This window comes from Nocardioides szechwanensis (assembly GCF_900103935.1).
Taxonomy (GTDB): domain Bacteria; phylum Actinomycetota; class Actinomycetes; order Propionibacteriales; family Nocardioidaceae; genus Nocardioides; species Nocardioides szechwanensis.
In genome coordinates this window covers 199409-226370 of sequence record NZ_FNIC01000003.1, presented here as the reverse complement: position 1 = coordinate 226370, position 26962 = coordinate 199409, and the positions used below count along the sequence as shown (strand labels likewise).

General features: G+C 71.3%; 29 protein-coding genes. 15 read left to right on the top strand and 14 right to left on the bottom strand.

Annotated elements, in window-relative coordinates; genetic code table 11:
• Positions 1-3: 3 nt before the first annotated feature.
• Positions 4-666, bottom strand: coding sequence for an enoyl-CoA hydratase-related protein (locus BLR90_RS09685; RefSeq protein WP_091024969.1), 663 nt, complete (start codon positions 664-666; stop codon positions 4-6).
• Positions 667-721: 55 nt separating this feature from the next.
• Between BLR90_RS09685 and BLR90_RS09680 the strand changes: the two genes are divergently transcribed.
• Positions 722-1408 (top strand): acyltransferase, encoded by a 687-nt coding sequence (locus BLR90_RS09680; protein ID WP_091024968.1) that lies wholly within the window; start codon positions 722-724, stop codon positions 1406-1408.
• 9 nt (positions 1409-1417) lie between these two features.
• On the top strand, positions 1418-1726 hold the full coding sequence (locus BLR90_RS09675) for a DUF2218 domain-containing protein (RefSeq protein WP_218029344.1): 309 nt from the start codon (positions 1418-1420) through the stop codon (positions 1724-1726).
• A gap of 18 nt (positions 1727-1744) precedes the next feature.
• Here the strand turns inward: BLR90_RS09675 and BLR90_RS09670 are convergent, their stop codons facing one another.
• Both BLR90_RS09670 and BLR90_RS09665 read right to left on the bottom strand, forming a co-directional pair.
• The gene (locus tag BLR90_RS09670) at positions 1745-2071 is read right to left on the bottom strand and encodes a type II toxin-antitoxin system PemK/MazF family toxin (protein WP_091024964.1); all 327 of its coding nucleotides are present in this window, start codon (positions 2069-2071) and stop codon (positions 1745-1747) included.
• Positions 2068-2271, bottom strand: coding sequence for an antitoxin MazE family protein (locus BLR90_RS09665; protein WP_091024963.1), 204 nt, complete (start codon positions 2269-2271; stop codon positions 2068-2070). Before BLR90_RS09665 ends, BLR90_RS09670 begins: the two co-directional genes overlap by 4 nt.
• 209 nt (positions 2272-2480) lie before the next feature.
• Here BLR90_RS09665 and BLR90_RS09660 point away from each other — a divergent pair, with 209 nt between their 5' ends.
• From BLR90_RS09660 to BLR90_RS09650, 3 genes are all read left to right on the top strand, one after another.
• The gene (locus BLR90_RS09660) at positions 2481-2909 is read left to right on the top strand and encodes a pyridoxamine 5'-phosphate oxidase family protein (RefSeq protein WP_170254244.1); all 429 of its coding nucleotides are present in this window, start codon (positions 2481-2483) and stop codon (positions 2907-2909) included.
• A gap of 216 nt (positions 2910-3125) precedes the next feature.
• A complete protein-coding gene (locus BLR90_RS09655; protein ID WP_091024959.1) occupies positions 3126-4112 on the top strand; it encodes an alpha/beta hydrolase in 987 nt (328 codons plus the stop codon).
• A gap of 59 nt (positions 4113-4171) precedes the next feature.
• On the top strand, positions 4172-4570 hold the full coding sequence (locus tag BLR90_RS09650; RefSeq protein ID WP_091024957.1) for an STAS domain-containing protein: 399 nt from the start codon (positions 4172-4174) through the stop codon (positions 4568-4570).
• Positions 4571-4580: 10 nt separating this feature from the next.
• Here BLR90_RS09650 and BLR90_RS09645 read toward each other — a convergent pair whose 3' ends face one another.
• The 7 genes from BLR90_RS09645 to BLR90_RS09615 form a co-directional block, all read right to left on the bottom strand.
• Positions 4581-5279 (bottom strand): FAD-binding oxidoreductase, encoded by a 699-nt coding sequence (locus BLR90_RS09645; RefSeq protein ID WP_170254245.1) that lies wholly within the window; start codon positions 5277-5279, stop codon positions 4581-4583.
• A complete protein-coding gene (locus BLR90_RS09640; RefSeq protein WP_091024955.1) occupies positions 5276-5887 on the bottom strand; it encodes a sulfite oxidase-like oxidoreductase in 612 nt (203 codons plus the stop codon). The genes BLR90_RS09645 and BLR90_RS09640 overlap by 4 nt, the downstream gene beginning before the upstream one ends.
• Positions 5888-5909: 22 nt before the next feature.
• The gene (locus BLR90_RS09635; RefSeq protein ID WP_091024953.1) at positions 5910-6500 is read right to left on the bottom strand and encodes a CBS domain-containing protein; all 591 of its coding nucleotides are present in this window, start codon (positions 6498-6500) and stop codon (positions 5910-5912) included.
• Positions 6501-6630: 130 nt separating this feature from the next.
• Entirely contained in the window at positions 6631-7191 is a 561-nt protein-coding gene (locus tag BLR90_RS09630; RefSeq protein WP_218029345.1) for a flavodoxin family protein, read from the bottom strand.
• Positions 7192-7282: 91 nt separating this feature from the next.
• Positions 7283-8257: a carbamate kinase gene (gene arcC / locus BLR90_RS09625; protein WP_091024952.1), complete on the bottom strand. Its 975-nt coding sequence runs from the start codon at positions 8255-8257 to the stop codon at positions 7283-7285.
• 1 nt (position 8258) lies between these two features.
• Positions 8259-9260, bottom strand: a complete 1002-nt coding sequence (argF, locus tag BLR90_RS09620; protein WP_091024950.1) for an ornithine carbamoyltransferase — start codon at positions 9258-9260, stop codon at positions 8259-8261.
• Between the two features lie 5 nt (positions 9261-9265).
• Positions 9266-10489, bottom strand: a complete 1224-nt coding sequence (locus BLR90_RS09615) for an arginine deiminase (protein WP_091024948.1) — start codon at positions 10487-10489, stop codon at positions 9266-9268.
• A gap of 165 nt (positions 10490-10654) precedes the next feature.
• Here BLR90_RS09615 and BLR90_RS09610 point away from each other — a divergent pair, with 165 nt between their 5' ends.
• The 4 genes from BLR90_RS09610 (at position 10655) to BLR90_RS09595 (ending at position 16670) form a co-directional block, all read left to right on the top strand.
• Positions 10655-12184 carry a YfcC family protein gene (locus tag BLR90_RS09610; RefSeq protein ID WP_091024947.1) on the top strand — a complete coding sequence of 510 codons (1530 nt, stop codon included), beginning with the start codon at positions 10655-10657 and terminating at the stop codon, positions 12182-12184.
• Positions 12185-12272: 88 nt separating this feature from the next.
• Positions 12273-13193 carry a universal stress protein gene (locus BLR90_RS09605; protein ID WP_091024945.1) on the top strand — a complete coding sequence of 307 codons (921 nt, stop codon included), beginning with the start codon at positions 12273-12275 and terminating at the stop codon, positions 13191-13193.
• On the top strand, positions 13190-15721 hold the full coding sequence (locus tag BLR90_RS09600; RefSeq protein ID WP_091024943.1) for a cation-translocating P-type ATPase: 2532 nt from the start codon (positions 13190-13192) through the stop codon (positions 15719-15721). The genes BLR90_RS09605 and BLR90_RS09600 overlap by 4 nt, the downstream gene beginning before the upstream one ends.
• A gap of 70 nt (positions 15722-15791) precedes the next feature.
• On the top strand, positions 15792-16670 hold the full coding sequence (locus BLR90_RS09595; protein WP_091024941.1) for a universal stress protein: 879 nt from the start codon (positions 15792-15794) through the stop codon (positions 16668-16670).
• Positions 16671-16673: 3 nt separating this feature from the next.
• Here BLR90_RS09595 and BLR90_RS09590 read toward each other — a convergent pair whose 3' ends face one another.
• Positions 16674-17447, bottom strand: coding sequence for a putative protein N(5)-glutamine methyltransferase (locus tag BLR90_RS09590; protein ID WP_091024938.1), 774 nt, complete (start codon positions 17445-17447; stop codon positions 16674-16676).
• Between the two features lie 56 nt (positions 17448-17503).
• On the opposite strand from BLR90_RS09590, the gene BLR90_RS09585 reads away from it, so the two are divergent.
• The 4 genes from BLR90_RS09585 to BLR90_RS09570 all read left to right on the top strand — a co-directional run bounded on the left by BLR90_RS09585 (position 17504) and on the right by BLR90_RS09570 (position 21763).
• Positions 17504-18679, top strand: a complete 1176-nt coding sequence (locus BLR90_RS09585) for an oxidoreductase (RefSeq protein ID WP_091024936.1) — start codon at positions 17504-17506, stop codon at positions 18677-18679.
• Between the two features lie 63 nt (positions 18680-18742).
• The gene (locus BLR90_RS09580; RefSeq protein ID WP_091024934.1) at positions 18743-19843 is read left to right on the top strand and encodes an NAD(P)H-dependent amine dehydrogenase family protein; all 1101 of its coding nucleotides are present in this window, start codon (positions 18743-18745) and stop codon (positions 19841-19843) included.
• Positions 19840-20646: an SDR family oxidoreductase gene (locus tag BLR90_RS09575; protein WP_245715234.1), complete on the top strand. Its 807-nt coding sequence runs from the start codon at positions 19840-19842 to the stop codon at positions 20644-20646. The genes BLR90_RS09580 and BLR90_RS09575 overlap by 4 nt, the downstream gene beginning before the upstream one ends.
• A gap of 10 nt (positions 20647-20656) precedes the next feature.
• Positions 20657-21763, top strand: coding sequence for an MBL fold metallo-hydrolase (locus tag BLR90_RS09570; protein WP_245715233.1), 1107 nt, complete (start codon positions 20657-20659; stop codon positions 21761-21763).
• Here the strand turns inward: BLR90_RS09570 and BLR90_RS09565 are convergent.
• The 3 genes from BLR90_RS09565 to BLR90_RS09555 all read right to left on the bottom strand — a co-directional run bounded on the left by BLR90_RS09565 (position 21739) and on the right by BLR90_RS09555 (position 25400).
• The gene (locus BLR90_RS09565; protein ID WP_091024932.1) at positions 21739-23976 is read right to left on the bottom strand and encodes a PQQ-binding-like beta-propeller repeat protein; all 2238 of its coding nucleotides are present in this window, start codon (positions 23974-23976) and stop codon (positions 21739-21741) included. The genes BLR90_RS09570 and BLR90_RS09565 overlap by 25 nt on opposite strands.
• A 69-nt stretch (positions 23977-24045) precedes the next feature.
• Complete coding sequence (locus tag BLR90_RS09560) at positions 24046-24489, bottom strand: GNAT family N-acetyltransferase (protein WP_091024930.1); 444 nt, start codon at positions 24487-24489, stop codon at positions 24046-24048.
• Complete coding sequence (locus BLR90_RS09555) at positions 24486-25400, bottom strand: alpha/beta hydrolase (RefSeq protein WP_170254246.1); 915 nt, start codon at positions 25398-25400, stop codon at positions 24486-24488. Before BLR90_RS09555 ends, BLR90_RS09560 begins: the two co-directional genes overlap by 4 nt.
• 88 nt (positions 25401-25488) lie before the next feature.
• Here BLR90_RS09555 and BLR90_RS09550 point away from each other — a divergent pair, with 88 nt between their 5' ends.
• Both BLR90_RS09550 and BLR90_RS09545 read left to right on the top strand, forming a co-directional pair.
• Positions 25489-26064 (top strand): carboxymuconolactone decarboxylase family protein, encoded by a 576-nt coding sequence (locus tag BLR90_RS09550; protein ID WP_091024926.1) that lies wholly within the window; start codon positions 25489-25491, stop codon positions 26062-26064.
• Positions 26061-26936 carry an RNA polymerase sigma-70 factor gene (locus tag BLR90_RS09545; RefSeq protein WP_091024924.1) on the top strand — a complete coding sequence of 292 codons (876 nt, stop codon included), beginning with the start codon at positions 26061-26063 and terminating at the stop codon, positions 26934-26936. Before BLR90_RS09550 ends, BLR90_RS09545 begins: the two co-directional genes overlap by 4 nt.
• Positions 26937-26962: the final 26 nt, after the last annotated feature.

The window sequence follows — 26962 nt, the reverse complement described above, 5'->3', positions numbered from 1 at the left end:
GGGTCAGGCCTGCGGTCGCGAGAGGGCCTCGAGCACGTCGGCGAACATGGTGCGCTTGATGGCGCCGAGGGTCCCTCGGTCCTTGCCGGCGAGGTCGCGCACCAGGTCCGCCGCGGCGGCGGGCAGGGCGTCCAGGGAGGCCACGCCGTCGACGATCCCGGCCGCGAGCGCGGCGGGACCGGCGTAGCGGCGCCCGGTGGTCATGGAGTCGACCGCCGTACGCGGGGTGAGCTTGGCCATGATCAGGGCGGCCATCCCGTCGGTGAAGGGGATGTGGATGTCCACCTCCGGGAAGCAGAAGTAGCCGCGGTCGTCACGCATCACCCGGTAGTCGTGGGCCATGGCGAGCATCGCGCCCGCCCCGAAGGCGTGGCCGTTGAGTGCCGCCACGGTCGGCACCGGGAGCGACAGGACCCGGGCGAACAGTGCGTGGACGCGGTCGACGTAGGCGCCGAGCTGGTCGGGGTGCTCGCCCAGCCAGTCGAGGTCGAGGCCGTTGGACCAGAACTTGCCGCCACCGGTCGTGACGAGCACGGCGGGCTCGCTGCCAGTGGCCAGCGCCTCCAGGTGCGTCTCGGCGGCGTCGAGCCGGTCGGGGGAGAAGCGGTTCTCGTCGTCGCCCAGGTCGAGGGTCCAGACCGGGCCCTCCTGCGTGAGTGTCGTCATGACCGGGAACGATAACAGAGCGCTTGCTCCATAATCTGGTCACTACTCTCGCTGCGTGAACCGACGCAAGCGATGGGTCAACCGAGGTGTCCAGGCGGCCTGGCGCTGGCTCGACCGGGCCGGGGAGATCGTGCCCGGAACGCGGGCCGGTGACGCCTTCGGTCACCTCGGCGAGGGCAGCTGTATCGGCTTCCCCGCCGCGACCCTGATGGGGGTCGGCTCGATCCATATCGGGTCGCGCACCCTCATCGGACGCCAGGTGACGCTGTCGGTGGGCTACGGGCCGGACGACACCAACGTCCCCGAACGTGCCCTGGTCATCGGCGACCGCTGCGTGATCGGCGCCCGGACCAGCCTGACCGCCCACTCCTCGATCACGGTCGGCGACGACGTGTGGTTCGGTCAGGACGTGTTCGTCTCCGACGCCAGCCATGGCTACCAGGAACTGGAGACCCCGATCGGCCAGCAGCTCGGCGTGCACCAGCCGGTCGTCGTCGGTGCCGGGTCGTGGGTCGGGCACGGCGCGATCATCCTGCCCGGTACGACGATCGGCCGGAACGTCGTCGTGGCCGCCGGGTCCGTCGTACGCGGGACCGTCGAGGACTACGCCGTCGTCGGTGGAGCGCCGGCGCGGGTGCTGCGGCGCTACGAGCCCGGCGTGGGCTGGGCGACGGCGTCCGGCGACGTGCGCCCGGTGCTGCCGCCGTTGTTGGCGACCGAGCCTGTTGCCGTCCAGTCCTAGTGTCGTGGGGTGACCCCTGACGAGACGCAACCGACGAACACCGTCCGAGGGTCGATGGCCACCGACCGGCCCGAGCGCTACGCCAAGCAGCTGGTGAGCCACTGGTCCAAGCGGGGCGAGGCCGTCGAGGAGGACGGGGCGCTGGTGCAGCGCTGGGCCACCGGGCAGGTCATCGTGCTGCGGTCGGTCGACGACGCGCTGGAGATCGAGATCTCCGTTGCCGAGGGCGACGACGCGGCGCGGTTCGCGCAGGTCGTGAAGGAGCACCTCGAGCGCTTCGGCCAGCGCGACGAGCTCGACGTCGTCTGGCACGTCTGACCTTTGTTGGGGGTGCGGTCAGGCGCCGAAGCCGAGGAAGACGAGTAGTCGCCGCTCGAACTCGACCAACGCCGTTGCCTCGAGCCGCCCGACGACCGTGAGTGCGTTGCTCCTTCGGACGGTGGTGATCTTGTCGACCATCAGATAGCTGTCCTGGTCGAGGCCGTTCTCCTCGTCCGCAGCAACAGAGACGCGTAGCAGAGGCGCGTCGACTTCGGTGCTTGTGAATGGGCAGACCGTCAAGGACCCGGTGGCGCCGAAGCGGTCGTCCTGGACTGTCAGCGCCGGCCGCGGCTTGGCCGCGTAGACGCCGCCGGCGACGGTGACGATGTCGCCGCGCCTCATTCGTCCCAGTCGGCGGAGACGCCCTCGACGAAGTCCATGTCACCGCTTGCTCGATCAGCGTCGGCCACTAGAGCCGACTGGCGGTGAGCTTCGGCGGCGAAGTCTGGCGAGCGCACGTCGGGCACCCAGATCTGGACAGGTCGCAGTCCTTGGGCCCGCATCCGGGCCCGGTACGCGCTCACCCGCTCTCGAACGGCCATGGCGCCATGTTACATGTAACGGGGCGGTTGACCCAGGTGGACGCCCATTGAGCGCAGGTCTTGCTCTTGGTGGCCGCTGTCGGGTCGTGAGCGCTGCGCCACCGGCAGCAGTGGCTGCTCAGAACTGATCACAGGTGCCCTATGCCGCAATCCGCGCGGTCATGCTTGGGAGCGGACTGTCCGACGCAGCGTGTGAAACGCTTGCTGGCGTGTCTATCGCCGCATCGCGCAGGGAGAACGCAGAGACGTTGCTGCGGACACATCGCGACCTCTGGCTGGCAACGTCATCGGACAGCGGACCCCATCTCGTGCCGCTCTCGTTCGTCTGGCCCAGCGAGCGGTTGCTATTCGCCACATCTGCGACCAGCAGGACGGGTCGAAACGTTCTGGAGAGCGGACTTGCCCGAGCGGCAATCGGCGCGACGCGGGATCTGGTGATTGTGGTGGGATCCGTAAGCCCGGTCGATGCTGATGACAAGGGATTGCTCCTAGCGTTCGCTGAACGGCTCGGCTTCGGTCCTAGCGATGTCGGAGATGGCGGCACTCTGTTCAGCCTGGCACCGCGGGAGATTCAGACGTGGATCGAACGTGCCGATCCCGACCGGTGGTTGATGCGCCATGGCCATTGGGTCACCTGAGAGACCGGGCCGAGCAGCCGCTGAGGACGCTGAGCGTGCGCTCGAAGAGCAGGCTTTGCCGAGATCCGAGCGGTCATCCGAGTTGCGGATGCGCGTGGTCAGACTTGGACATCTGACGACGGGGTTCTTGACACCCGGAGGCATCGAGGCTGGCGGGCCGACAGGTACGTTCCGCCACGGGCTCGCGCTGACCAGGAGACTGACACAATCGGTGTCATGACCGAGCTCAAGCTGCCGGCCGGGGTGCGGGCGATCGACCGGCTGATGAAGTCCAACAAGAACTTCTCGATCGAGCACATGGACGAGCGGGCGCTGGAGCGCGCGCAGACCACGGTCATCCCCGACGCCGGTCTCGGCGCGGTCCTCGCGGGGCTCTTCATGGGCCGTCCTCGCTCGGGGGTCACGATCTCCACGACCTCGTTCCCGGCGGCGCACGGCGACGTGCCGCTGCGGGTCTACACCCCCGACAAGCACTCTGGCCCGCGGCCGGTGGTCCTCAACTTCCACGGCGGCGGGTTCGCGCTGGGCAACGCGCGCCAGGGCGACTGGATCTGTACGACGGTCGCGGCCGACCTCGACGCCGTCGTCGTCTCCGTCGACTACCGGCTCGCCCCCACCCACCGTTTCCCGGCCGCGGTCGAGGACTGCTACGACGCGCTGGTGTGGACCGCCGCCCACGCCGACGAGCTCGGCGGCGACCCCGACCGGATCGGGGTGATGGGCGACAGCGCCGGCGGCAACCTCGCCGCCGTCATCGCGATCATGGCCCGGGAGGAGGGCGGTCCGACAGTGCGCCACCAGGCCCTGGTCTACCCCGCCACCGACCTGACCGACGGCCTGCGCGAGACCGAGTCCTACAAGTCCAACACCCGCGGGATCGTGCTGAGCAACGCCGACATGGAGGTCTTCCACGGCCACTACGTCACCGATGACGCCGACTCCAGCGACTGGCGGCTCTCCCCGCTGCACGCACCCGGCCTGTCCGGCCTGCCGCCGGCCGTCGTGGTGGTCGCCGGCCTCGACCCCCTGCACGACGTCGGGGTCCAGTACGCCGAGGCGCTGGTCGCCGCCGGTGGACACGCGCGGGTGGAGGACTTCCACGTGATGCCCCACGGCTTCCTGAGCTTCCCCTACTTCAGCCAGGGGGCCCGGCCCGCGATGGCCGCGATCGTGGCGTCGCAGCGCCAGGCGCTCCGGACCTGAGCCCCCACCCCTCGGGGTGACTTGTTAGGCGGTGCGGTCGACGCGTGTCACTCTGAGGTATGCAGGCAGAAACAGTCCTTCCCGATCCGGCGGGTTCGCCCGCCCTCAGGGTCGAGGAACATGGGCGTTTCCGCGTCGTCGTACTGGCCGGCGAGGTCGACCTCGCTGCGTCCAGCGCGGTGCGCATCTGCCTGCGTGAGCTGATGGTCGACGGCGCGACGCACGTCCTGGTGGACCTGCGCGGCGTGACCTTCATGGACTCCACGGGGCTGGGCATGCTCGTGGCCGCGCGCAAGCAGGCCCGCGTCTTCCGCGGGTCCTTCGGGCTGGTCGCACCGAGCCCCCCGGTCGCCCGGGTCCTGTCCCTGACCGCGCTCGACAAGTTCCTGCCGTGCTACGCCTCCGTCGCCGACGCGGTCCTGGCGGACCCCGCCGCGGAGCTCGAGCCGACCGCCTAGCTCCTGCTCATCAGCCACTGGCGCCGAACTGCTCGACCCGGATGACGTCGGCGCGCACGCCGGCCTCGCCGAGCAGCCGGGTGGCGAACGACGCGAAGCCGACCGAGCCGCAGACGTAGGCCCGCTCGGCACGCGCGACGAGCGGCACGACCTCCTCGACGTACGGCGGTGCGGCGACGCGGTCGCCGAGGTTCTCCCGGGTGAGAGCCACGAACGCCCCCGCCGCCAGCAGCTCGTCGGCGTAGGGCAGCTCGGCCAGGGTGCGGCCCACGGCGACCACGCGCAGCCGGTCGAGCAGCCCGTGCGTGCGGGCGTGACGCAGCATCGAGATGACGGGCACGACCCCGGAGCCGCCGACGACGCAGACCGCCTCGACCTCGCCGGCCCACGTGAACCAGCCGCCGATCGGACCACGCAGCTCGAAGACGTCACCAGCCTCGGCGACATCGTGCAGGTGCCCGGAGACCTCGCCGCCGGGCAGGCACTCGACCATCAGCTCCAGGAGCGGGTCGGCCGGCTCGGAGGCGACCGAGTAGGAACGCTGGGCGGTGTAGCCGTCGGGCGCGCGCAGCCGCAGCACGTAGTGCTGGCCGGGCAGGTGGTCGACGCGGTCGGCGACGTCGAGCCGCAGCCGGACCAGCCGGTCGCCGATGCGATCGAGCGTGACCACCCGGCCGGTGGTCCAGCCGCCGGCGGGTGCGGGGCTCACGGATCGCCCTGGTAGCGCTGCTCCAGCCACGGGTCACCGCGGTCGTGGTAGCCGTTCTGCTCCCAGAACCCCGGGCGGTCGCGGGCCATCAGCTCGAGACGCGAGACCCACTTGGCCGACTTCCAGAAGTAGAGGTGCGGCACCAGCAGCCGCACCGGCCCGCCGTGCTCCGCGGCGAGCGGCCGACCGTCGTACTCCCAGACCAGCCAGGCCTTGCCGCCGGTGAGGTCGGCCAGCGGCAGGTTGGTCGTGTAGCCGGTGGAGCAGTGGGCCATCACGTACGCCGCGTCGGGCCGCGGGCCGACGTGGTCCAGCAGCGTGTCGACGCTGACCCCGCTGAACGTGGTGTCGAGCATCGACCAGGTGGTGACGCAGTGGATGTCCCCGAAGTACGTCGATCCGGGCAGCGCGTGCGCCTCCCGCCAGGACCAGGTGGCCGGCCGTTCGACCAGACCGTCGACGGTGATCGACCAGTCCTCGGGGGCGATCACGGGCTGCGCCTCGGCCGTGAGCACCGGCCAGTCGCGCCCAGTGTCGTACTGCCCCGGCGGCAGCCGGTCCGGCCGTCCCCGGCGGGGGCCGCCCCCGAACCCTCGTGTCACTGGCATGGCACCAGCCTGCCAGGAGCCCTCAGTCGACGTGCACCTCGACCACACCGGGCACGGTGCGCGCGGCCAGCCGCGCGATCTCCCGGTCGTTCTCCGCGGCCGGCCCACTCACGTCCACGACACCGTCGTGGACCTCGACGAGCCAGTCGGAGTGGCCCAGCGAGCGCAGCATCTCGTCGAGCTCGGCCTGGATCACGTCGTCGGCCCGGGCCAGCAGCCGCACGACGTCGCTGCGGCTCACGATCCCGACGACCCGGTCGTCGTTGTCGACCACGGGCAGACTCTTCACCATCGTGGAGGTCATCACGTCGACGGCATCGGCGAGGTCGTCACGGATGCGCACCGTGACCGCGTGGGGGGTGAACACCTCCTCGACCGTGCGCGGGCGCGTGACCTCGGGGTCCTTGCGGATCATCTCCTGGACCCGGGTGTCACGGGCGACAGACTCCCGGATCAGGTCGGCTTCGCTCACGACGCCGCGGATCTTGCCGGCGGCGTCGACGACGGGCAGCGAGGTCACGTCGTAGCGCGCGAGCAGGGTGAGTGCCTCCTTGACCGAGCTGTCCGTCCGCACCGTCACCGGGTCGGGGGTCATCACGTCTTGCACGAACATCTCGGCTCCTCCGTCGGATCCGCCCAGGAGTCCTGGGCTCACCTCAAGAGTCCCGCGCGAGGCGCCGCCGGAGCAAGGAAGAAGGTCCCGGAAACTCCGCCATCGGTCCCCAGAGCGGGGTGAGGGAGCGTCAGCCGCCCGTGGCGGATGCCAGCATCCGGTCGCGGGCGGCCGCGCCCACGCTTCGGCCCCAGGCCGTCGCGCGCTCCAGCTCGCCCTCCTCCAGCGGGCCGGACGTGTCGGTGACGAGGAACCCGGCGGGGCGCGAGACCAGCCGGAAGCCGTTGCGGGAGAGGAGCTTGGCGGCGCGGGTCGACGCGGCCTTGGGGATCCGCCGCACCTTGGTGACGCGGGTGTCGAAGGTGGCCGCGACGCGTCCGCTGTCGCCCACGCTCATCGACGCGATCCACTCACGCAGGCCGGTGCCGACCGCGACCTCGGCGGGTGCGCCCTGACGTACGGCGTCCTCGCGGGTCGAGGGGCGGCTGAGCGAGAACGCGTGGGTGGGGGCGCCGACGACGAGCAGGTCGAACTCGCAGCGGTCGGCTGCCGGGGCGTCGTGGACGTGGGTCAGGGTGACGTCGAGCCCTTCGTCCCGCAGCCCTCCGGCGACCGCCTCCGCGACCGTCTGCGTGTTGCCGAACATGGACTCGTAGACCACCAGGGCTGTGATCTTTCGGATGTCGGTCATGAGGCCACGCTCCTCCTCGCGGGCGCGGCGCGCCCGGGTCGCGCGACCCAGCGACCCCGGGACGTTGGTCCCGGGGTCGGAGGGTCGGTGCTCAGGACGCGGCGACCGCCAGGTGGCCCTGGCTGTGCCGGACCGGCACCGGTTGCCCGTCGTAGGTGCCGCTCGGGGTGACGATCGTGCCGGCGTCGCCGCGCAGGATCGCGACCGCGTCGTCGAGCGTGCCGATCGCGGCGACCCCACCGGTGAGCTCCACGAAACGGCACACGGCGTCCACCTTCGGACCCATCGAGCCGGCCGGGAAGCCCATTGCCCGGAGGCCTCCCGGCGTCGCCCGGAGCACCGGGGCCTGTTGCGGCGTCCCGAAGTCACTCATGACGTTGGGTACGTCGGTCAGCACCAGCAGGACGTCGGCGTCGAGGGCCTCGGCCAGCACCGCGCTGGTGAGGTCCTTGTCGACGACCGCCTCCACGCCGACCAGCTCGCCGCGCTCGTCCCGGATCACCGGGACACCGCCGCCGCCGGCGCAGACCACGACCGCGCCGCTCTCGAGGAGCAGCCGGATCAGCCGGGTCTCGACGACCCGCTGCGGCTTGGGCGACCCGACCACCCGGCGCCATCCGGCCCCGTCGGCCTTGACCACCCAGCCGCGCTCGGCGGCGAGCTTCTCGGCCTGCTCCCGGTCGTAGACCTCGCCGACGAACTTCGTCGGGTCGTCGAAGGCCGGGTCAGCGGCCTCGACCAGGGTCTGGTTGATGATCGCGGCCACCTGCTGCCCGGGCAGCTGGTTCTGCATCGCCTGGAGCAGCCAGTAGCCGATCATCCCCTGGGTCTGTGCGCCGAGCACGTCGAAGGGGTACGGCGTGGTGAGGTGCGGGTCGGAGGCGCTCTGCAGCGCCAGGACCCCCACCTGTGGCCCGTTGCCGTGCGTCAGCACCAGCTCGTGCTTCTTCGCGAGCGGCGCGAGGGCCGCGACCGCCCGCCGTACGTTGGCCTCCTGGATCTCGGCGTCGGGCTTCTGCCCTCTCTGCAGCAGGGCGTTGCCACCGAGGGCGACGACGATGCGCACGTCAGCCTCCCAGCGTCGCGACGAGCACGGCCTTGATCGTGTGCATCCGGTTCTCGGCCTGGTCGAAGACGATCGAGTGCTTCGACTCGAAGACCTCGTCGGTGACCTCGAGGGCGTCCATGCCGGTCTGCTGGTAGAGCTCCTCGCCCACCTTGGTGTGGCGGTCGTGGAACCCCGGCAGGCAGTGCATGAACTTGACCTTGGGGTTGCCGGTCGCCTTCACCACGTCCATGTTGACCTGGTAGGGCTTGAGCAGGTTGATCCGCTCCGCCCAGACCTCCTTGGGCTCGCCCATCGACACCCACACGTCGGTGTAGAGGAAGTCCACGCCGGCGACGCCTTCGGCGACGTCCTCGGTGTGCGTGATCCGGGCGCCGGTCTCCTCGGCGATCCGCTTGGCCTCCTCGATCACCTCGGGGGCGTTCCACAGCGACCTCGGCGCGACGATGCGCACGTCCATGCCCATCATGGCGCCGGAGATCAGCAGCGAGTTGCCGACGTTGTTGTGGGCGTCGCCCAGGTAGGCGAAGGAGATCTCCTCGTCGTGCTTGCCGCTGTGCTCACGCATGGTGAGCATGTCGCAGAGCATCTGGGTCGGGTGCCACTCGTCGGTCAGTCCGTTCCACACCGGTACGCCGGCGTACGCCGCCAGCGTCTCGACGTTGGTCTGGGCCGAGCCGCGGTACTCGATGCCGTCGTACATCCGGCCGAGCACGCGCGCGGTGTCCTCCATCGACTCCTTGTGCCCGATCTGCGAGCCGCTCGGGTCGAGGTACGTGACCCGAGCGCCCTGGTCGAACGCGGCCACCTCGAACGCGCAGCGGGTGCGGGTCGAGCTCTTCTCGAAGATCAGCGCGATGTTCTTGCGGGACAGTCGCGGCTGCTCGGACCCGGCGTACTTGGCGACCTTGAGCTCGGCGGCCAGGTCGAGGAGGAACTTCCACTCCTTGGGGGTGAAGTCCAGCTCCTTGACGAAGCTGCGGTTGCGGAGGTTGAAAGCCATGACGCTCAGATCCCTTCTCGTTCGATGGGGCAGGTCATGCAGCGCGGACCACCGCGACCTCTGCCCAGCTCGTTGCCCTGGATGGTGACCACCTCGACGCCGTTCTTGCGCAGGTAGGTGTTGGTGGTGACGTTGCGCTCGTAGGCGACCACCACGCCCGGCCGGACGGCGAGCACGTTGCAGCCGTCGTCCCACTGCTCGCGCTCGGCGGCCTGCACGTCCTGCGTGGCGGTGAGGATGTTGATCTTCTCGATCCCCAGTGCGTCGGCGATGGCCTGGTGCATGTAGTCGGCCGGGTGAGCGGTGACCTTGAGCTCGTGCTCGGCGTCGCCGGGCTCGATCGTGTACGACGGCAGCATCCCGAGGCCGACGTACTTGGTGAACGTGTCCTCGTTGACCATCGTCATCACGGTGTCGAGGTGCATGAACGCCCGCTTCTGCGGCATCGAGAGCGCGACGATCTTGGTGGCGCTCCCTTCGCGGAAGAGCCGGCGCGCGAGCCGCTCGACACCCTGCGGGGTGGTGCGCTCGCTCATGCCGACCAGGACCGCGCCGCGGCCGATGACCAGGATGTCGCCACCCTCGGTCGTCGCCGCACCGTTGACGGTGCCCTCGGACCAGACGCTGTAGTCCGCGTCGGCGAAGTGCGGGTGCCAGCGGTAGATCGCCTCGTAGTGGATGGTCTCGCGCATCCGGGCCCGCTTGCGCATCGCGTTGATCGACACGCCGTCGAAGATCCACGCGGAGGTGTCACGCGTGAACAGGTGGTTGGGCAGCGGCGGCAGCAGCAGGTCGTCGAGCTCGAGGGCCTGGACCACCACCGAGGACGGCTCCTCGACGCGGTCGAGCAGCTCGCGCTTGGTCATGCCGCCGATCAGGTACGTCGTGAGCTCGGCGTCGTCCATCGAGCCGAACGCCTGGTGCAGCGCGTCCAGGGCCATCGGGCCGAAGACCAACTCGTCGAGGGACTCCTCGAGCACGAACTTGCGGGCCTCTGGGACCGCGAGGGTCTCGGCGAGCAGCTGGTCGAGGAGGTGCACCTGGACGCCGAGGTCCCGCAGGGTCTCTGCGAAGGCGTCGTGCTCCTGCTTGGCGCGCTTGACCCACAGCACGTCGTCGAAGAGGTACTCGTCGTGGTTGGTGGGCGTGAGCCGCTTCAGCTCCAGGTCGGGCCGGTGCAGGATCGCCTGTCTGAGACGGCCTACCTCGGAGTCAACGTGCAGAGTCATGTGCTGCCTCTTTCGTGTTGTCGGTGACTCCACACTGCGTGCGCGCGCGCGCGTAAAGGAGAGCAGAAGGTCCTACTCAGCGGGGCCCAACGGCAGGTCCTGCCGAGGGCCTTGGCTGTTTGGCTAGGTGATGGCCGAAGACGTCCAACCGAGAAGAGGCAAACCATGGCCACCAAGCACGCGGCGCCCCCGTCAAGGGCGGCGGCAGCCAAGCCGGACAAGAGAAGCTTCAGATTCCCCAGCGCGTTCACGGTGCTGCTCGTCGTGACCATCGCGGTCTGGCTGCTGGCTTTCATCGTCCCGACCGGCAACTACCAGGTCGACCCCGAGACCGGAGCCCCGATCCCGGGCAGCTACGAGGGCACCGACAGCGCCCTGGGCTTCGGCGACCGGCTGATGGAGCTGTTCCTGGCGCCCATCAACGGCCTGTACGGCGTGATCAACCCCGATGGATACATCGGGCCCTACGAGTCCGGTGAGCTGTACGGCGCCGCCGGCGTCTTCCTGTTCGTCATCGCCATCGGCATCTTCATCACCATGGCGATGCAGACCGGCGCCATCGACAACGGTGTGGCGCGGATCGCGCAGCGGATGAGCACCCGCGGCACCGTCCTGATCGCCGTCCTGATGGTGCTGTTCTCCATCGGTGGCACCACCGAGGGGATGGCGGAGGAGACCCTCGGGTTCTACGCCCTGCTGATCCCGCTGATGCTGGCCCTCGGCTATGACCGCATGGTCGCCGCGGCCACCATCCTGGTGGGTGCCGGCATCGGCGTCCTCGCCTCGACGGTCAACCCGTTCGCGACCGGTGTGGCCTCGGACTCGGCCGGGATCTCCATCGGCGACGGCATCGGCTTCCGTTTCCTGATGTACCTCCTGCTCGTCCCCGTGGGCGTGTGGTGGGTCCTGCGCTACGCGCGCCGGATCAAGAAGGACCCCTCCCGCTCGATGGTCGGTGAGGTCGAGGGCGATGACCTGCTGCGTCTCCAGGGACTGCGCGACGTACCTTCCCTGACCGGTCGCGAGAAGAGCGTCCTGGGCATCGTCGGCATCACGTTCGCGTTCATGATCTTCGCGATCGTGCCGTGGGCACAGGTCATCAACGGTCCCGCCGCCGAGAGCTACGGCTGGCAGCTCGACTGGTACTTCCCCGAGCTGGCGGCGCTGTTCATCGTGATGTCGCTCGTGGTCGGCATGATCGGCGGCCTCGGCGAGAAGGGCCTGACCGACACCCTGGTCAAGGGCGCCGGTGACTTCATCGGCGTCGGCCTGATCATCGTGCTCGCGCGTGGCGTCACCGTGATCATGAACAACTCGGACATCACCGACACGATCCTGCACTCCATGGAGAACCTGGTGAGTGACACCAGCTCCGGAGTGTTCGGCCTCGTGATGTTCCTGATCAACATCCCGCTCGCGTTCCTGGTCCCGTCGACGTCCGGGCACGCTGCCCTGGCGATGCCGATCCTGGCACCGCTCGCCGACTTCGCCGGCGTGGAGCGGGCGATGGTGGTCACCGCGTTCCAGTCCGCCTCCGGCATCGTCAACCTGATCACGCCCACCTCGGCCGTGGTCATGGGTGGCCTGGCGCTGGCCAAGGTCCGCTACGACCAGTACCTGAAGTTCGTACTGCCGCTGGTCGGGATCCTGTTCGTCCTCACCGCAGCGTTCGTCGCTGTCGGCGCGGCGATCTAGACGACGCTGGGGCCCGGGCCGGCGGCCCGGGCCCCAGCGCCCATGTGTCACCTGCTCCACCAGCTCAGCCCGGAAAGGGGAACCCGTCATGAACCCCACCACTCAGCCCGTCGCCATCGGCGTCGACGGCTCGCCCGGCACCTCCGGCGCGATCCGCGCCGGGCTCGACGAGGCCCGGCGCCTCGGCGCTCCGGTGCTGCTCGTGCACGTCGTCCCCGACCACGTGCCGATGACTCCCATGCTGCCGCTTGTCGGGCCGGACCTCGGCCTGACCGGGGCGGCCATCCTGCACGAGGTGGCGGCCGAGGTCGCCGAGCTGGCGCCCGACCTCCACATCAGGACCGACCTGCGGCACGGCCCGCGCGCCTCGCAGCTCGCCAAGGGCGCGCACGACGCCGCGGTGCTGTACGTCGGCCGCGACGACCGGCCGCTCTTCGAGCGCGTCCTGCTCGGCAACACCGCCGCCGGCGTCGCGTCCCGTGCGACGTGCCCGGTGGTCGTCGTACCTCCTGAGTGGCCGCCCGGCTCGGGGGCACGCGGTGCCGTGGTCGTGGCCGTGAAGTCCCCGGCGCACTCCACCGAGCTGCTGGCTGACGCGTTCGCGGCCGCCGCTGCGCTCGGCGACCGGCTGCTCGTGCTGCACTCGTGGAAGCTCCCCACTGGGTACGACGACATCGTCGTCTCGCGGGTCGCGGCCGACGAGCTCACGGAGCGCTCCACCGCCGAGCTCGAGACGCTGCTGCACGAGTGGCGCACGACCTACCCGTCGGTGGGCGTGGAGATCCGGATCGTGCACGACCAGCCCGCCCACGCGCTCGTGAGGGCCTCCCGCGACGCCGACCTGGTGGTCCTGGTGCGCCACGCCCACGGGTTCCCGACCGGGTCCCTCGGCGGTACCGGCCGCGCGGTCCTGCGTGACGCCGAGTGCCCGGTCCGCATCGTCCCGCCGGGCGCGGTCACCGCCGTCGCCGGGCTGGTGCTTGAGCAGGCCGGGGACATCACCAAGTGACCACCGAGACCCCTGTCGCCAGCTGGGGCCTGAGCAGCGCCGAGGCGGCCGAGCGGCTGGCCGAGGTCGGCGCCAACCGCGCGCCGCGGCCCAAGCCGCGCAGCCCCTTGTCGCGCGTCGTCGACCAGCTGCGCGACCCGATGATCCTTTTGCTGCTCGCGGCCGGGGTCATCGTGGTGCTGCTCGGCGACCTCGCCGACGCCGGCATCATCGCCGCGGTGATCGTGCTCAACACCACGATCGGGGTGGTCCAGGAGGTACGGGCGGCCAACGCCATCGCCTCGCTCGACCGGCTCTCGGCTCCGCACGCCACGGTGCTTCGAGATGGCGAGCCCGTGCGACTCGACAGTGCCGACGTCGTGCCCGGTGACGTGGTCCGCCTCGAGGCCGGCGACATCGTGCCGGCCGACGGCACCCTGCTCGAGTCCGCTGCCCTCCAGGTCGACGAGTCGGCGATGACCGGCGAGTCGGTCCCCGTCGCGCGTGGTGAGGGTGAGGAGCTGCTCTCCGGCACCGTCGTCACCCGCGGGCGAGGCTGGGCCGAGATCAGCCGCACCGGGGCCGACTCGGGGCTCGGCCGGATCGCCACCGCGATCGCGTCGGTGGGTGCGCGCCCGACCCCCTTACAGCAGCGACTGTCCCGGCTGTCGCAACAGCTCGTCGTACTCACCCTGGCGCTGGCCGCCCTGGTGTTCGGCCTCGGCCTGGCCCGCGGTGAGGACGCCGCCGAGATGCTGATCCTGGCGGTCAGCCTCGCGGTGGCCGCCATCCCGGAGTCGCTGCCCGCGGTGGTCTCCGTGGCGCTGGCGATGGGCGCGTTCCGGATGGCCAAGCAGGCCGCACTCGTGCGCTGGCTCCCGGCCGTCGAGACCCTGGGCTCGGTCACCGTCCTCGCCTCCGACAAGACCGGCACCCTGACCGAGGGCCGGATGGTCGTGCAGCACCTCTGGACGCCGGCCGGCTCCTGGGAGGTGACCGGCCACGGCTACGGCACCGCCGGCGACGTGGTCGGGCCCGACGAGCGCGGGAGCCTGACGCCCCTGCTCAGCGACGCCGTCCTCTGCAACGACGCCCGGCTCTCGGCCCCGCAGGACGACACCTGGGGGATCGTCGGCGACCCCATGGAGGCCGCGCTGCTCATCGCCGCCGCCAAGTACGACGACGCCCTGGCCGCGGACGCCGGTGACTGGCAGCGGGTCGAGGAGGTCCCGTTCGACGCGACCCTCCAGCGGATGGTCACGGTCCACCGGCGCGCGGACACCTGGCTCACGATCTGCAAGGGCGCACCCGAGGTGGTGCTCGAGCTCGTCCAGGACCAGCAGGTCGCCGAGCAGGCCCGGGAGGCCACCCGGCAGCTGGCCGAGCAGGGCTTCCGGGTGCTGGCCATCGCCGACTCCCGCGGCGCCACCCGCCCGGCCACCGAGCTGCTGGAGAGTGGGCTCGAAGGGGAACTGGTCCTGCGCGGCCTGGCCGCCATCTCCGATCCCCCGCGTGCGGACGCCGCGCACGTGGTCGCGGCCTGCGCCGCCGCGGGCATCCACACGGTCCTGATCACCGGTGACCACCCGGCCACGGCCCGGGCGATCGCCTCCGAGCTCGGCATCGGGGTCGACGCCGAGGTCGCCGACGGCGACATGGTCCTGCGCGGCGAGCACGTGGACCGGGTGGACCGGATCGGCGTCTACGCCCGCACCCGGCCCGAGCAGAAGGTCGACATCGTGAGTGCCTGGCAGGACCGGGGCGACGTGGTGGCGATGACCGGCGACGGCGTCAACGACGCACCGGCGCTGCGCCGGGCCGACATCGGGATCGCGATGGGCGCCCGCGGCACCGAGGTCGCGCGCCAGGCCGCCGACCTGGTGCTGGCCGACGACAACCTGCGCACCGTGGTCACCGCCGTGGGGGAGGGTCGGCGGATCTACGCCAACATCCGGATGTTCCTGCGCTACGGGCTGGCCGGCGGTCTCGCGGAGGTCGCGGTCATCCTGGTCGGCCCGTTCCTGGGCATGCCGGTGCCGCTCGGCCCGGGCCAGATCCTGTGGATCAACATGCTCACCCACGGCGTACCGGGGGTGGCCTTTGGCGGGGAGCCGATGGACCCGGCCGTGATGCGCCGGCCCTCGCCGCCACCCCAGAAGTCGGTGCTCGGGCAGGGCCTCTTCCGCCAGATCCTCGTGGCCGGTGCTCTGATCACCCTGGTCTCGTTGGTGGCCGGGCTGCTGGCCCCCGAGTCCCGGGTGCAGACCTGGGTCTTCCTCACCCTGGGCCTGGCCCAGCTGGGGGTGGGCCTGGCCATCCGCAGCCCCCGGTCCGGCCTCGCCTGGCGCTCCCGTGGTCTGGAGGTGGCAATCGCCGTCGCGGCCGGCCTCCAGGTGCTGGCGGTGACCTGGTCGCCGCTGCGAGAGCTGCTCGGAACGCACCCCGTGCCGCTGCCCGACGCGGCTGCGCTGCTCGCGCTGAGCGCGGTGCCCGGTGTCGTGCTGGTCGTCCAGCGCTGGGCCGCGGCGTCGAAGGTCCCAGCCCGGTGAGGGCGTTCGGCCCTGCCGGGTTCGTGGCGGCGGGACAAGACTGGAGGTGAGTGACAAAGGAGGCCCTCTGATGAACCAAGTACGCAACCGCATCGTCGCCGCCGTCGGTGCCGATGACGTCGACTCGCTTCTGCACTTCGCCGCCGACGAGGCGGTCCGCACCGGCGCAGACCTGCATCTGGTGCACGTCATGACCATGCCGCCCAGCCTCCCCGAGGCGTACGTCGTCGCCTACGAGGGCGCCCGGGAGCTCGGCACGTCGATCCTCGAGGACGCGAAGCGCACCGCGACCAAGCTCGTGGCCGGCCAGGTGGCCGTCACCAGTGAGCTGGTCGACCACGGCGCCGGCACCGTCAGCGACCTCGTGGAGCGCTCCGCCGACGCCCGGCTGGTGGTGCTCCAGCACCGCCACCTGTCCGGCCTGCGCCGGGTCGCGAGCGGCTCGACGACGTACGGCGTCGCAGCTCGCGCCCACACCTCGGTGGTGTCGGTGCCCGAGGGCTGGCGTCCTCCGGAGCAGCCACACGGTCGGGTGACGGTCGGCGTCCACGACCCGGAGCGTGCCGACGATGCCCTGCGCGTGGGCTTCGAGCTGGCGCGCGAGCGACGGGCCACGCTGCACGTCGTGCACGCCTGGTGGCTGGCCAACGGCTACGACGCAGTGGTCGTCGGTGACGACATGCGCCGGGAGTTCAGCGACCGCTTCCACCGCGAGCTGGCCCCGCACGTCGACGAGCTCGCCGCGGAGTTCGCTGATGTCGAGGTCGAGATCCAGGTGTTCCACGCCCAGAGCGCAGCCGCGCTGACGAAGGCGTCGGAGGGCTCCGACCTCATCGTGCTCGGGCGGCGTCACCCCACGCTGCCGATCGGGTCGCACCTCGGCTCGGTCGCGCGTGCCGTGATCCGCTTCGCGGCCTGCCCGGTCGTGGTCGTCGAGACCGCGCGCTAGGGCCTAGTCCGGGGAGCCTGTGGGTCGGCCGCTGACCGCACAGCCCGCAACCTCGTCGTCGAGGTGGACCTCGGGCGTGAGGCCGGCGCCGGCCATCAGCGCTGCCGTCGTCGGCGCCTGGTCGCGCCCGGTCTCGAGCAGCAGCAGCCCGTCCGGTGACAACCAGGCGCGAGCCTGCGCGACGACGCGCCGCTGGACGTCGAGGCCGTCGGGGCCGCCGTCGAGCGCCTCGCGGTGCTCGTGGTCGCGGGCCTCGGGCGGCATCGTGGCGATGGCGGCGGTGGGCACGTAGGGGGCGTTGACGACCAGTACGTCGACGGTGCCGCGCAGCAGGTCGGGCAGGGCGTCGTACAGGTCTCCGGCGTGGACGCGCTCGGGCGGCAGGTTGCGCCGGGCCGCCGCGACCGCTGCGGGGTCCACGTCGGCGGCGTGGACGTCGATCCCGGGCTCGCGGGCCAGCAGAGCGGCGCCGAGGGCGCCGGTGCCGCAGCACAGGTCGACCACCACCGTGCCGGGCCGGAGGGCCTCCGCGGCCAGGCGGACCAGCAGGAGGCTGCGCAGGCGTGGCACGAAGACCCCGGGCTCGACGTACACCTCGAGGCCGTCGAACCCGGCCCAGCCCACCACCTGCTCCAGCGGCGGGCCGGCGACCCGGGCGGCGACCAGGCGCTCGAGCTCGGCCTCGTCGCTCGCGGCGGCGACCAGCAGCGCGGCCTCGTCCTCCGCGAACACGCAGCCTGCCGCCCGCAGTCGGACGGTGATCTCGTCGGTGCCCACACGTCATCGTCTCGCACCGGCCCACCAGGAAACTAGAACGCGTTATCGTTCTGCCCGTGAGCACCCCCGACGTCTTCGGCCCCGCGACCCTCGGTCCGGTCCGCCTGCGCAACCGCACGGTCAAGGCCGCGACGTTCGAGGGGCGCGCGCCGCACGGCCAGGTGACCGACGACCTGATCGGCTACCACCTCGCGGTCGCCGAGGGCGGGATCGGGCTGACCACGGTGGCCTACCTCGCCGTGGCGCCGGAGGGGCGCACGCACGCCGAGCAGATCGTGGTCGGCCCCGACACCGCGGCCGGTCTCGCCCGGATGACGGACGCCATCCACGCCACCGGCGCCAAGATCGCCGGCCAGGTCGGCCACGCCGGCCCGGTCGCCAACGGACGCTCCAACGGGGTCAAGGCGATCAGCGCCAGTCGGATGCCGAGCCCGCTGTCGATGCAGATGATCCGGTCCGCCTCCGAGCAGGACCTGACTCGCGTCACCAAGGCCTACGTCGCCACCGCCCGGACGCTGGTCGGTGCGGGCTTCGACGTACTCGAGCTGCACATGTCGCACAGCTACCTGATCTCGTCCTTCCTCGCGCCCGGGCTCAACCGCCGCAAGGACCGCTGGGGCGGCTCGCTCGAGAACCGGGCGCGGCTGGGCCGGCAGGTCGCCCGCGCCGTACGCGACGAGGTCGGCGGCGAGGTCGCGGTGACCGCCAAGGTGTCCCTGAGCGACGGCTTCAAGGGCGGGGTCACGACCGACGCCGGGCTGGAGTACGCCCAGCTGCTCGAGGCCGACGGCAACCTCGACGCCCTGCAGATGAGCGGCGGCAGCTCGCTGATGAACCCGATGTACCTCTTCCGCGGTGACGTGCCGCTCAAGGAGTTCGCGGCGTCGATGCCGCTGCCGGTGCGGCTCGGCATGCGTACGCCGATGGGCAAGGGCTTCATGAAGCACTACGACTTCCAGGAGGGCTACTTCTGGGAGAAGGCGCTGCGCTTCCGCGAGGGCCTGTCGATGCCCCTGATGCTGCTCGGCGGGATCAACCGCCGCGACACCATGGAGCGCGCGATGGAGCACGGCTTCGACTTCGTCGCCATGGGCCGCGCCGTCCTCCGCGAGCCCGACCTCGTCAACAAGCTCCAGGCCGGCCGCCAGACCTCCGGCGTCTGCATCCACTGCAACCGCTGCATGCCCACCATCTACTCCGGCACCCGCTGCCCCGTCGTTACCGGCGGCTGAGCGCCCGAGTTACATAGGGGCCCAACCCTTCCGCATTTCTAGAACGTGTTCTAGGTTTGCGCCATGTCTCAAGTGATCCCTGACCGCAAGCTCCGTGTCGTCGTCTGGTCGACCGGCACCATCGGGCGCCACGCCATCGCCGGCATCGACGCCCACCCGGACCTCGAGCTGGTGGGGGTGTGGGTGTCCAACCCGGACAAGGACGGCAAGGACGCCGGGATCCTGGCCGAGCTCGGGCGCGAGCTCGGGGTGGCCGCGACCACCGACCGCGACGCGCTGATCGCGCTGAAGCCCGACGCGATCGTGCACACCGCGATGGCCGACGACCGGGTCTTCGAGTGCATCGAGGACCTGATCTCGTTCGTCGAGGCGGGCATCAACGTCACGAGCAGCGGGCCGGTGCTGCTCCAGTGGCCGGAGAAGATCCTGCCGCCGGAGTTCCTGGCGCGCATCGACGACGCCTGCAAGGCCGGCAACGCCAGCATGCACATCAACGGCATCGACCCCGGCTTCGCCAACGACCTCCTGCCGCTGGTGATGACCAGCCTGAGCCAGCGCATCGACGAGGTCCGGGTCATGGAGATCTGCGACTACTCGACCTACTACCAGCCCGTCGTCATGGGCGACATGTTCGGCTTCGGCCGGCCGATGGAGTTCAAGCCGTTCCTCTGGGAGCCGGGCATCCTCACCATGGCGTGGGGCAGCGTCGTACGCCAGATCGCGGCCGGCCTGGACATCGTGCTCGACGAGCCGCTGACCGAGGAGGTCGACCGCCGGGCCGCCGACGTGTTCACGCCGTCGGTCTCCGGCGACGTCGAGGCCGGGACCATGGGCGCGGTCCGCTTCCAGCTGATCGGCAAGGTCGACGGCACGCCCCGCGTCGTGCTCGAGCACATCACGCGTACGGCGCCCGACCAGGTTCCCGAGTGGGAGACCCCGCCGACCGGCCACGACGGCTGCTACCGGATCAAGATCACCGGCGAGCCGATGATGCAGGTCGACTTCACCCACCACGGCGAGTACGGCGACCACAACGTGTCCGGGATGATCACCACCGCGCAGCGGATCATCAACGCGCTGCCGGCCGTCGTCGCGGCCGAGCCCGGCCTGGTCACCGCGATCGACCTGCCGCTCGTCACCGGCCGCGGCCTGGTGTCAAAGTGAGCGGCATCCTCGACCGCTTCGCGGTCACTGGTCAGGTCGCCATCGTCACCGGCGCCGGCCGCGGCCTCGGTGCCGCCACCGCCGTCGCCCTGGCCGAGGCCGGGTCCGACGTCCTGATCTCGGCACGCACCGAGAAGCAGCTCGACCGGGTGGCCGAGCAGATCCGCGCGACCGGGCGCCGCGTCCTCGTCGTCCCGGCCGACCTCAGCGACCTCGACGCGGTCGCCGGCCTGGCGCAGGCGGCGTACGACGAGTTCGGCCGCCTCGACACGGTCGTCAACAACGTCGGCGGCACCTTCCCGACCGAGTTCCTCAAGACCAGCAACGAGTTCCTCAACGAGGCGTTCAGCTTCAACGTCACCACGGCCCACGCGCTCAGCGTCGCCGCCGTGCCGCTGATGCTGAAGGACGACGACCTCCAGAAGAGCATCGTCACGATCAGCTCGATGATGGGCCGCACGGCCGACCGCGGCTTCATCGCCTATGGCACCGCCAAGGCGGCACTCGCGCACTGGACCAAGATGGCTGCGCAGGACCTCGCCCCGAAGATCCGGGTCAACGGCATCTACGTCGGCTCGATCATGACGAGCGCCCTCGAGTACGTCGCCGGGCAGCCCGAGATGATGAACCAGCTCGAGACGAAGACCCCGCTGGGCCGGGTCGGTGAGCCGGAGGACATCGCCGCCGCGGTGCTGTACCTCAGCTCGCGGGCCGGGCAGTACGTCACCGGCAAGCTCCTCGAGGTGGACGGCGGAATCCAGCAGCCGACCCTCGACCTCGGGTTCCCCGACGTCGGCGCGTAGCGTCCGTCCCGTGATCCCGGACTCCGCCGCACCCGCCAAGGACCCGGGCGTCAGCACGGCGTACGCCATCTCTCCCGACTCGGGCGAGCACTGGACGGCCGAGGGTGCGTGGCGGGTGGCCGACGGCGTCTTCCGGATCCCGCTGCCGCTGCCGATGGACGGGCTGCGCGCGATCAACGTCTACGTCATCGAGACCGACGACGGGCTGACCCTGGTCGACGGCGGCTGGGCGATCCCGGTCGCGCGCGACCTCCTCGACAGCTGCCTGCGCGGTGTCGGCTACGGCTTCGGCGACATCCGGCGCTTCCTGGTCACCCACGTGCACCGCGACCATTTCACGCTGGCCACCGTCCTGGGTCACGAGTACGGCGCCGACGTCGCCCTGGGCATCGGAGAGCAGCCGGCGCTCGAGCTGCTCAACAACCTCGAGGACCTGACCGAGAACCCGTTCGTCGAGGTGCTCGTCTCGGCCGGCGCGCGGCTGGTCGCCGAGCAGTGGGTCCGGATGGACGCCGACCGCGAGCCGCCCGACCCCTCGATCTGGACGTTCCCCGACACCTGGCTCGACGGCGACCAGGAGATCAAGGTGGGCCACCGCACCATCGACGCCGTGCACACTCCGGGCCACACCCCCGGGCACTTCGTGTTCGCGGAGCGCGCGGCGGGGCTGCTGTTCGCCGGCGACCACGTGCTGCCCACGATCACGCCGTCGATCGGCTTCACGGTGCCGCCCACCGACCAGCCGCTGGGCGACTTCATGGCGTCGCTGACCAAGGTGCGTGCGCTGCCCGACCTGACGATCCTGCCGGCGCACGGGCCGGTCGCGCCGTCGTCGCACGCCCGCGTCGACGAGCTGCTCGTCCACCACGAGGAGCGGCTCGACCTGAGCCTGGCCGCGCTCGAGGCCGGCAGCACGACCGCGTTCGAGGTGGCCGGCCACCTGCCGTGGACGCGCCACGAGACGCCGCTGCCCGAGCTCGACCTCTTCAGCCAGGGCATGGCCTCGATGGAGACCAAGGCCCACCTCGAGCTCCTCGTCGCGCGCGGCCTGGCCACGCGCGAAGAGGACCCCGAGGGTGTGCGCTTCCGTCCTCAGCTCGCCGTACGCGAGACGTAGGACAGTCGGTAGAAGCTGTCGCCGGCCAGCGGCAGGTAGACCTGGCCGGCGTAGGCGATGCCGTCGGGCTCGCGCACGGCGAGGCTGACCTGCCGGTCGTAGCCGTCGAACACGTCGGAGATCGGGCGGGCGTCGTCCTCGGACAGGAACTGGACGGCCCAGCCGCCGGTGACGTGGACGACGTCGCCCAGCGCCTCCACGCCGACGTGGTGGCTCAGCCGGTGGGCCGGGGCGCGCCAGCCCTTGCGCAGGTCGGGATAGCCGTCGACCAACGTGTACTTCGCCAGGCCCTTCATGGGCGTGTTCTGGTAGCCCGCGTCGTCGAAGATGCCGGCGACGTAGAGGTCGTCACCCTGTCGTGAGATGTCGTAGATCGGGCCGTTGGTCTGCGGGTCGAAACCTTGGCGGACGCCGCCCGAGCGGGGCCGCACCTTGAGCAGTGCCAGGTGGGCGCGCTGGCCGTTGGCGCGGACGCGGCGGAAGCTGCCCGCGAACAGCAGGTGACCGTCCGCGGAGGACATCTCCGCGATGTAGCCGCGCAGGGGGAGCATGAAGCCGCCCACGACCCGCCCGGTCTTCTGGGAGTACGCCGTCACCCGGTTGCGCGGGAAGCGCACGTCGTTGTCGAGCCGTTGGGCCACGTAGTAGCGGTCGCCGAGCGTGGCGATGCCGGTGAGGTTCCGCACCTTGTCGATCCCGAGCCGCTTGATGACGGCGCCGGTCGTGGGGTTGACGGCGCGGACCTTCGACCGGGTCGGCGTGTACAGGCGGTAGCCGTACTCCAGTGCGTCCTCGTCATAGCCGTGGAAGTTGGTCTCCGCGATGAAGATCGCGCGCTGCCCGTCGACCATCGAGCCCCTCGGGGACACGCGGTGGCCGCCGAAGCCGGCGATCGGCAGCAGCGTGTCACCGTCGAGCGCGGCCATGCCGCGCGCCGGGACCCAGCCGGCCATGAAGAACTGGCCGCCCACGTAGACCCCGTCGCCGGAGGCCTCGACGGTGTTGACCTGGCCGTCCAGCGAGGCCAGCGACTTGGCGTTGCGCGCGCCGGTGAGGGGGTCGACCGCGGCGAGGTTCTGCGCGGGCGCGCCGCCCGCGCTGGTGAACAGGCCAGCGACCCAGAGGTCGGAGCCGAGCGTGGCGAGGTCGAAGACGCCGCTGTCGGCGGCTCCGCGGCGCGTGCTGCCGATGGCGGGCGCGAACCCCGGGTCGCCGCTGCCGTCCTGCGGGTCCAGCGCCACGAGCGGGCCATCGAGGCCGCCCAGGCGGCGGAAGTCGCCGCCGGCGATCAGGTGACCACCCACGGCGAGCAGGGCGTGCACCCGGCCGTCGAGCTTGCCGAACGCCGTCGTCGTGGGCTGGAACGACGCGTTGGCGACGCCGGTGTCGGTGTCGAGGTCGACCAGGCCGCGGCCGCCGACGTAGAGGTGGGGGCCGACGGTCGCCAAGGCCCGGATCGGTCCGGAGACCGGCGCGGTGAAGCCGGCGTCGCGGGCGCCCGTGGCCGGGTCGACGGCGACGAGGTCCTTCTCGGTGCCGACGTAGAGTCGCGCGTCGGCGTGCAGCAGCTCGGTCACCCGGGACGGGCGCGAGGACACGAACGCCGTCAGCTCGCCGGTCGCGGTCGACACGGCGGCGAGGTTGGTGCGGGCCTTGCCGTTGACCTCGTCGAACAGGCCGCCGGCGTAGAGCGTGTCGCCGTCGAGGGCCAGGGCGCTGACCAGGCCGCCGACCTTGGGCGCGAACGCCGGGTCGGCGAGACCGTCGGCGCCGATGTGCGCGAGGCCGCGGTAGCGGTGCCCGTCGATCGTCTCGAAGTCGCCGGCGACGTACCAGCCGCCGGCTCCGTCGGCGACCGACACCGAGATCTGGCCGTCGATCGCGGGCGCCACGACCCGGGCGCCGGTGGCGGGGTCGATCGGCATGCCGGAGCCCGTGAAGGGACCGATCTTCGAGAACGTGCCGCGGACGTAGAGCTTGCCCTCGCGGCGCAGCAGGTCGGTGATGTCGCCGTCGGTGGCGATGGAGTACGCCGGCGGCGCGTGGAAGGACTTCGTCCTTCCATTGGGAGTGCTCGCTGCGCTCGCACTCCCGGGCTGGAACCCCGGCTCGGGGGACTGCGCCTGGGCGGTGGTGAGCGTGGCTGAGGCGAGCGCGAGCGCCAGGGCGACGGTGCCGGCGCGCGCGAACGCGGCGGCAGACGGTGTGGGCATGGCGTCACCGTAGGTGGGTGCCGCCGCCGGGTCCGGCGATGTTCGGAAACTCGCCCAGCGGTCTGGACCTCAGGGCCTGGGAGTTGCGCTGAGCCGCATCGGGGTGTGGGGGATGTCGTCCTCCAGGAACTCGTCGCCGTCGACGACGAAGCCGAGCCCCTCGTACCAGCCGCACAACGGCGACTGGGCATCCAGCACGATGTCGCGGCCGGGGCACGCCTCCATCGCCGCGGCCATCAGGCCGTCGGCCAGTCCCCGCCCGCGGGCCGACGGGGTCAGCACCACCCGCCCGATCCGCCAGGCGGTGGCGTCGTCGAGCACCCGTGCGTACCCGACCAGCAGGTTGTCGTCGTCGCGCATCAGCACGTGGCGCGTCCCGGGCTCGGGGTCCCGGCCGTCCAGGTCGGGATAGGGGCACTCCTGCTCGACGACGAAGACCGCCTGGCGCAGCCGCCAGGCGTCGTACGCCGTGCGTGCGTCGAGGGCGTCGAAGGGGACGGTGGTCAGGTTCATCGCAGCCACTCCAGGGTCTGGCGCCAGGCCACCCGCGCCTCCGGGATCACCGGCAGGATCGGGTAGACGTGGATGAGGTCCGGCTCCTCGACGTAGGTCAGGTCCCAGCCGGCCTCCTGGGCCCGCCGCTGCAGCAGGCGACAGCCGGGCACGAGCAGGTCGCGGGTGCCGCAGAACATCAGTGCCGGTGGGAGGCCCTCGAGCGGCGCCAGCGCCGGCGAGGCCTCGTGCTGGGTCAGCGCCTCGGCCGACCCGGCCCACCACTCGGCGTACGCGCGGAGCTTGCCGATGAAGAGCCACCGGTCGACCTTGTCCAGCGCCTCGGTCTCGGCCTTGGTGCTGGTGGAGAGGTCGACCCACGGCGAGACCAGCAGCAGCCGCGTCGCCTGGGGCCCCCCGCGGTCGCGCAGGGTCTGGGCCACCGCCAGGGCGTAGCCACCGCCGGCCGAGTCGCCGACCAGCACGGTGGGGCCGGCACCCGCCCATCGCGCGGCCGCGTCGGCCACGGCCGCGTGGGAGGCGTGCACGGTGTGCTCGGGGGTGAGCGGGTAGTCGGGCACCACGACCCGGGCCCGGAGCGCCTTCGCCAGCCGGGTCACCCACAGCACCTGGAAGTGGTCGATGGGCGCCATGAAGGCGCCACCGTGCAAGTAGTAGAGCGTCAGCTCGGGCTCGTAGCCGCGTGGCGTGATCGTGTACGACGGGAAGTCGCCGTCGGCGCCGGCCAGGGTCTCGGTCGTGACGGTGAAGTCCCGGTCGAAGCCGCGGACCCGGCCGGTCGGCAGCGTGCGGTCGAGCGTGGCGTGCCAGACCTCGATGCGGGCCCGCTCCTCGGCGACGTCCGTGAGCTCGCACGAGCCGCGCAGCTTGGGGATCGTCCACGCGAGGACCTGGTGTCGGAGGCTCGCCATACGCCAAGACTTCCACAGCGCTGTCACAGAACGACGGCGGCCGGTGTCTGAAGGGGGCCACGAGAAACCAGCGACCGAAGGAGCAGTCATGCCCAGCACGTTCCGCATCCCGAGAGCCACGATCACCGGTGTCTACGGCCGCGTGATGTCCGCGTACGCCCGCCGCGAGTGGGGCCAGGTCCCCGACAACGCCTACGTCCTCTGGCACCACCGCAAGGTGCTCAAGGCGGTGTTCTCGTTCGAGGGCAAGGTGCGCAAGTGGGACCGGCTCGACGCCGACCTCAAGTCCTACGCCCAGCTTGCGAGCGCCGCCGTGATCGGCTGCTCGTGGTGCCTGGACTTCGGCTACTTCCTGGGCCGCAACGACGGCCTCGACCTCGCGAAGCTGCGCGAGGTGCCCCGCTGGCGCGAGTCGTCGGTGTTCACCGACGTGGAGCGCGACGTCCTGGAGTACGCCGAGGCGATGAGCGTGACCCCGCTGACGGTCACCGACGAGCTGACCGGCCGGCTGCTCGCCACGCTCGGCACCCCCGCGGTGGTCGAGCTCACCCAGATGGTGGCGCTGGAGAACATGCGCTCCCGCTTCAACTCCGCGGCGGGACTCCAGAGCCAGGGCTACTCGGACGTCTGCGAGCTGCCGCTCGCCGTACCCTCCACCTCATGACGGCTGCGACCGACGACTTCGTGCGCCACCGCAACCTGCTGTTCACGGTCGCCTACGAGATGCTCGGCTCCGCGGTCGACGCCGAGGACGTGCTCCAGGAGGTCTGGCTGCGTTGGGCCGAGGTGGACCACACCGAGGTCCTCGAGCCGCGCGCCTACCTCGTGCGGATCACCACCCGGCTCGCCCTCAACCGGATGCGCACGGTGGCGCGCCGCCGCGAGGCGTACGTCGGTCCGTGGCTGCCGGAGCCGCTGCTGACGGTCCCGGACGTGGCCGACGACGTGGCGCTGGCCGACAGCCTCTCCACCGCGATGCTGCTGGTGCTGGAGACGCTGACCCCCACCGAGCGGGCGGTGTTCGTGCTGCGCGAGGTCTTCGACGTGGGGTACGGCGAGATCGCGGCCGCCGTCGACAAGTCGCCCGCGGCGGTGCGCCAGATCGCGCACCGCGCGCGCAGCCACGTGGAGTCGCGCCGGCCGCGGGCGAGCGTGTCGGTGCGCGAGCGCGACGCGGTGCTCCAGCGGTTCGTCGAGGCGACGGCGACCGGCGACCTCCAGGGACTGATGGACGTGCTCGCACCGGACGTCGTACTCATGACCGACGGCGGCGGGCTCAAGAAGGCCGCACTGCGGCCGATCGTCGGCGTCGAGAAGGTGCTCCGCTTCCTGGCCGCCGTCGCCGAGGGCGTCGACGCGGTCGCCGACGTGGTCGTCGTCAACGGTGCCCCCGCCGTCCGCTTGGTCGTCGACGGCGAGGTGGACACGATCGGCTCGCTGCTGATCGAGGACGGCCGGGTGACCGCGCTCTACCTCGTGCGCAACCCCGAGAAGCTGGCCCGGCTGGGCACGGAGACCGCGTTGACCCGCGCCTGAGTCGGACCACGCCCCGCCACCCGCCG

Bases quoted from the DNA above. Each gene is read 5' to 3' on its own strand.
- BLR90_RS09685 (WP_091024969.1), bottom strand. From the start codon at position 666: ATGACGACACTCACGCAGGAGGGCCCGGTCTGGACCCTCGACCTGGGC.
- BLR90_RS09670 (WP_091024964.1), bottom strand. From the start codon at position 2,071: ATGAGGCGCGGCGACATCGTCACCGTCGCCGGCGGCGTCTACGCGGCC.
- BLR90_RS09665 (WP_091024963.1), bottom strand. From the start codon at position 2,271: ATGGCCGTTCGAGAGCGGGTGAGCGCGTACCGGGCCCGGATGCGGGCC.
- BLR90_RS09655 (WP_091024959.1), top strand. From the start codon at position 3,126: ATGACCGAGCTCAAGCTGCCGGCCGGGGTGCGGGCGATCGACCGGCTG.
- BLR90_RS09650 (WP_091024957.1), top strand. From the start codon at position 4,172: ATGCAGGCAGAAACAGTCCTTCCCGATCCGGCGGGTTCGCCCGCCCTC.
- BLR90_RS09640 (WP_091024955.1), bottom strand. From the start codon at position 5,887: ATGCCAGTGACACGAGGGTTCGGGGGCGGCCCCCGCCGGGGACGGCCG.
- BLR90_RS09635 (WP_091024953.1), bottom strand. From the start codon at position 6,500: ATGTTCGTGCAAGACGTGATGACCCCCGACCCGGTGACGGTGCGGACG.
- BLR90_RS09630 (WP_218029345.1), bottom strand. From the start codon at position 7,191: ATGACCGACATCCGAAAGATCACAGCCCTGGTGGTCTACGAGTCCATG.
- argF (WP_091024950.1), bottom strand. From the start codon at position 9,260: ATGGCTTTCAACCTCCGCAACCGCAGCTTCGTCAAGGAGCTGGACTTC.
- BLR90_RS09615 (WP_091024948.1), bottom strand. From the start codon at position 10,489: ATGACTCTGCACGTTGACTCCGAGGTAGGCCGTCTCAGACAGGCGATC.
- BLR90_RS09610 (WP_091024947.1), top strand. From the start codon at position 10,655: ATGGCCACCAAGCACGCGGCGCCCCCGTCAAGGGCGGCGGCAGCCAAG.
- BLR90_RS09605 (WP_091024945.1), top strand. From the start codon at position 12,273: ATGAACCCCACCACTCAGCCCGTCGCCATCGGCGTCGACGGCTCGCCC.
- BLR90_RS09595 (WP_091024941.1), top strand. From the start codon at position 15,792: ATGAACCAAGTACGCAACCGCATCGTCGCCGCCGTCGGTGCCGATGAC.
- BLR90_RS09580 (WP_091024934.1), top strand. From the start codon at position 18,743: ATGTCTCAAGTGATCCCTGACCGCAAGCTCCGTGTCGTCGTCTGGTCG.
- BLR90_RS09565 (WP_091024932.1), bottom strand. From the start codon at position 23,976: ATGCCCACACCGTCTGCCGCCGCGTTCGCGCGCGCCGGCACCGTCGCC.
- BLR90_RS09560 (WP_091024930.1), bottom strand. From the start codon at position 24,489: ATGAACCTGACCACCGTCCCCTTCGACGCCCTCGACGCACGCACGGCG.
- BLR90_RS09555 (WP_170254246.1), bottom strand. From the start codon at position 25,400: ATGGCGAGCCTCCGACACCAGGTCCTCGCGTGGACGATCCCCAAGCTG.
- BLR90_RS09550 (WP_091024926.1), top strand. From the start codon at position 25,489: ATGCCCAGCACGTTCCGCATCCCGAGAGCCACGATCACCGGTGTCTAC.
- BLR90_RS09545 (WP_091024924.1), top strand. From the start codon at position 26,061: ATGACGGCTGCGACCGACGACTTCGTGCGCCACCGCAACCTGCTGTTC.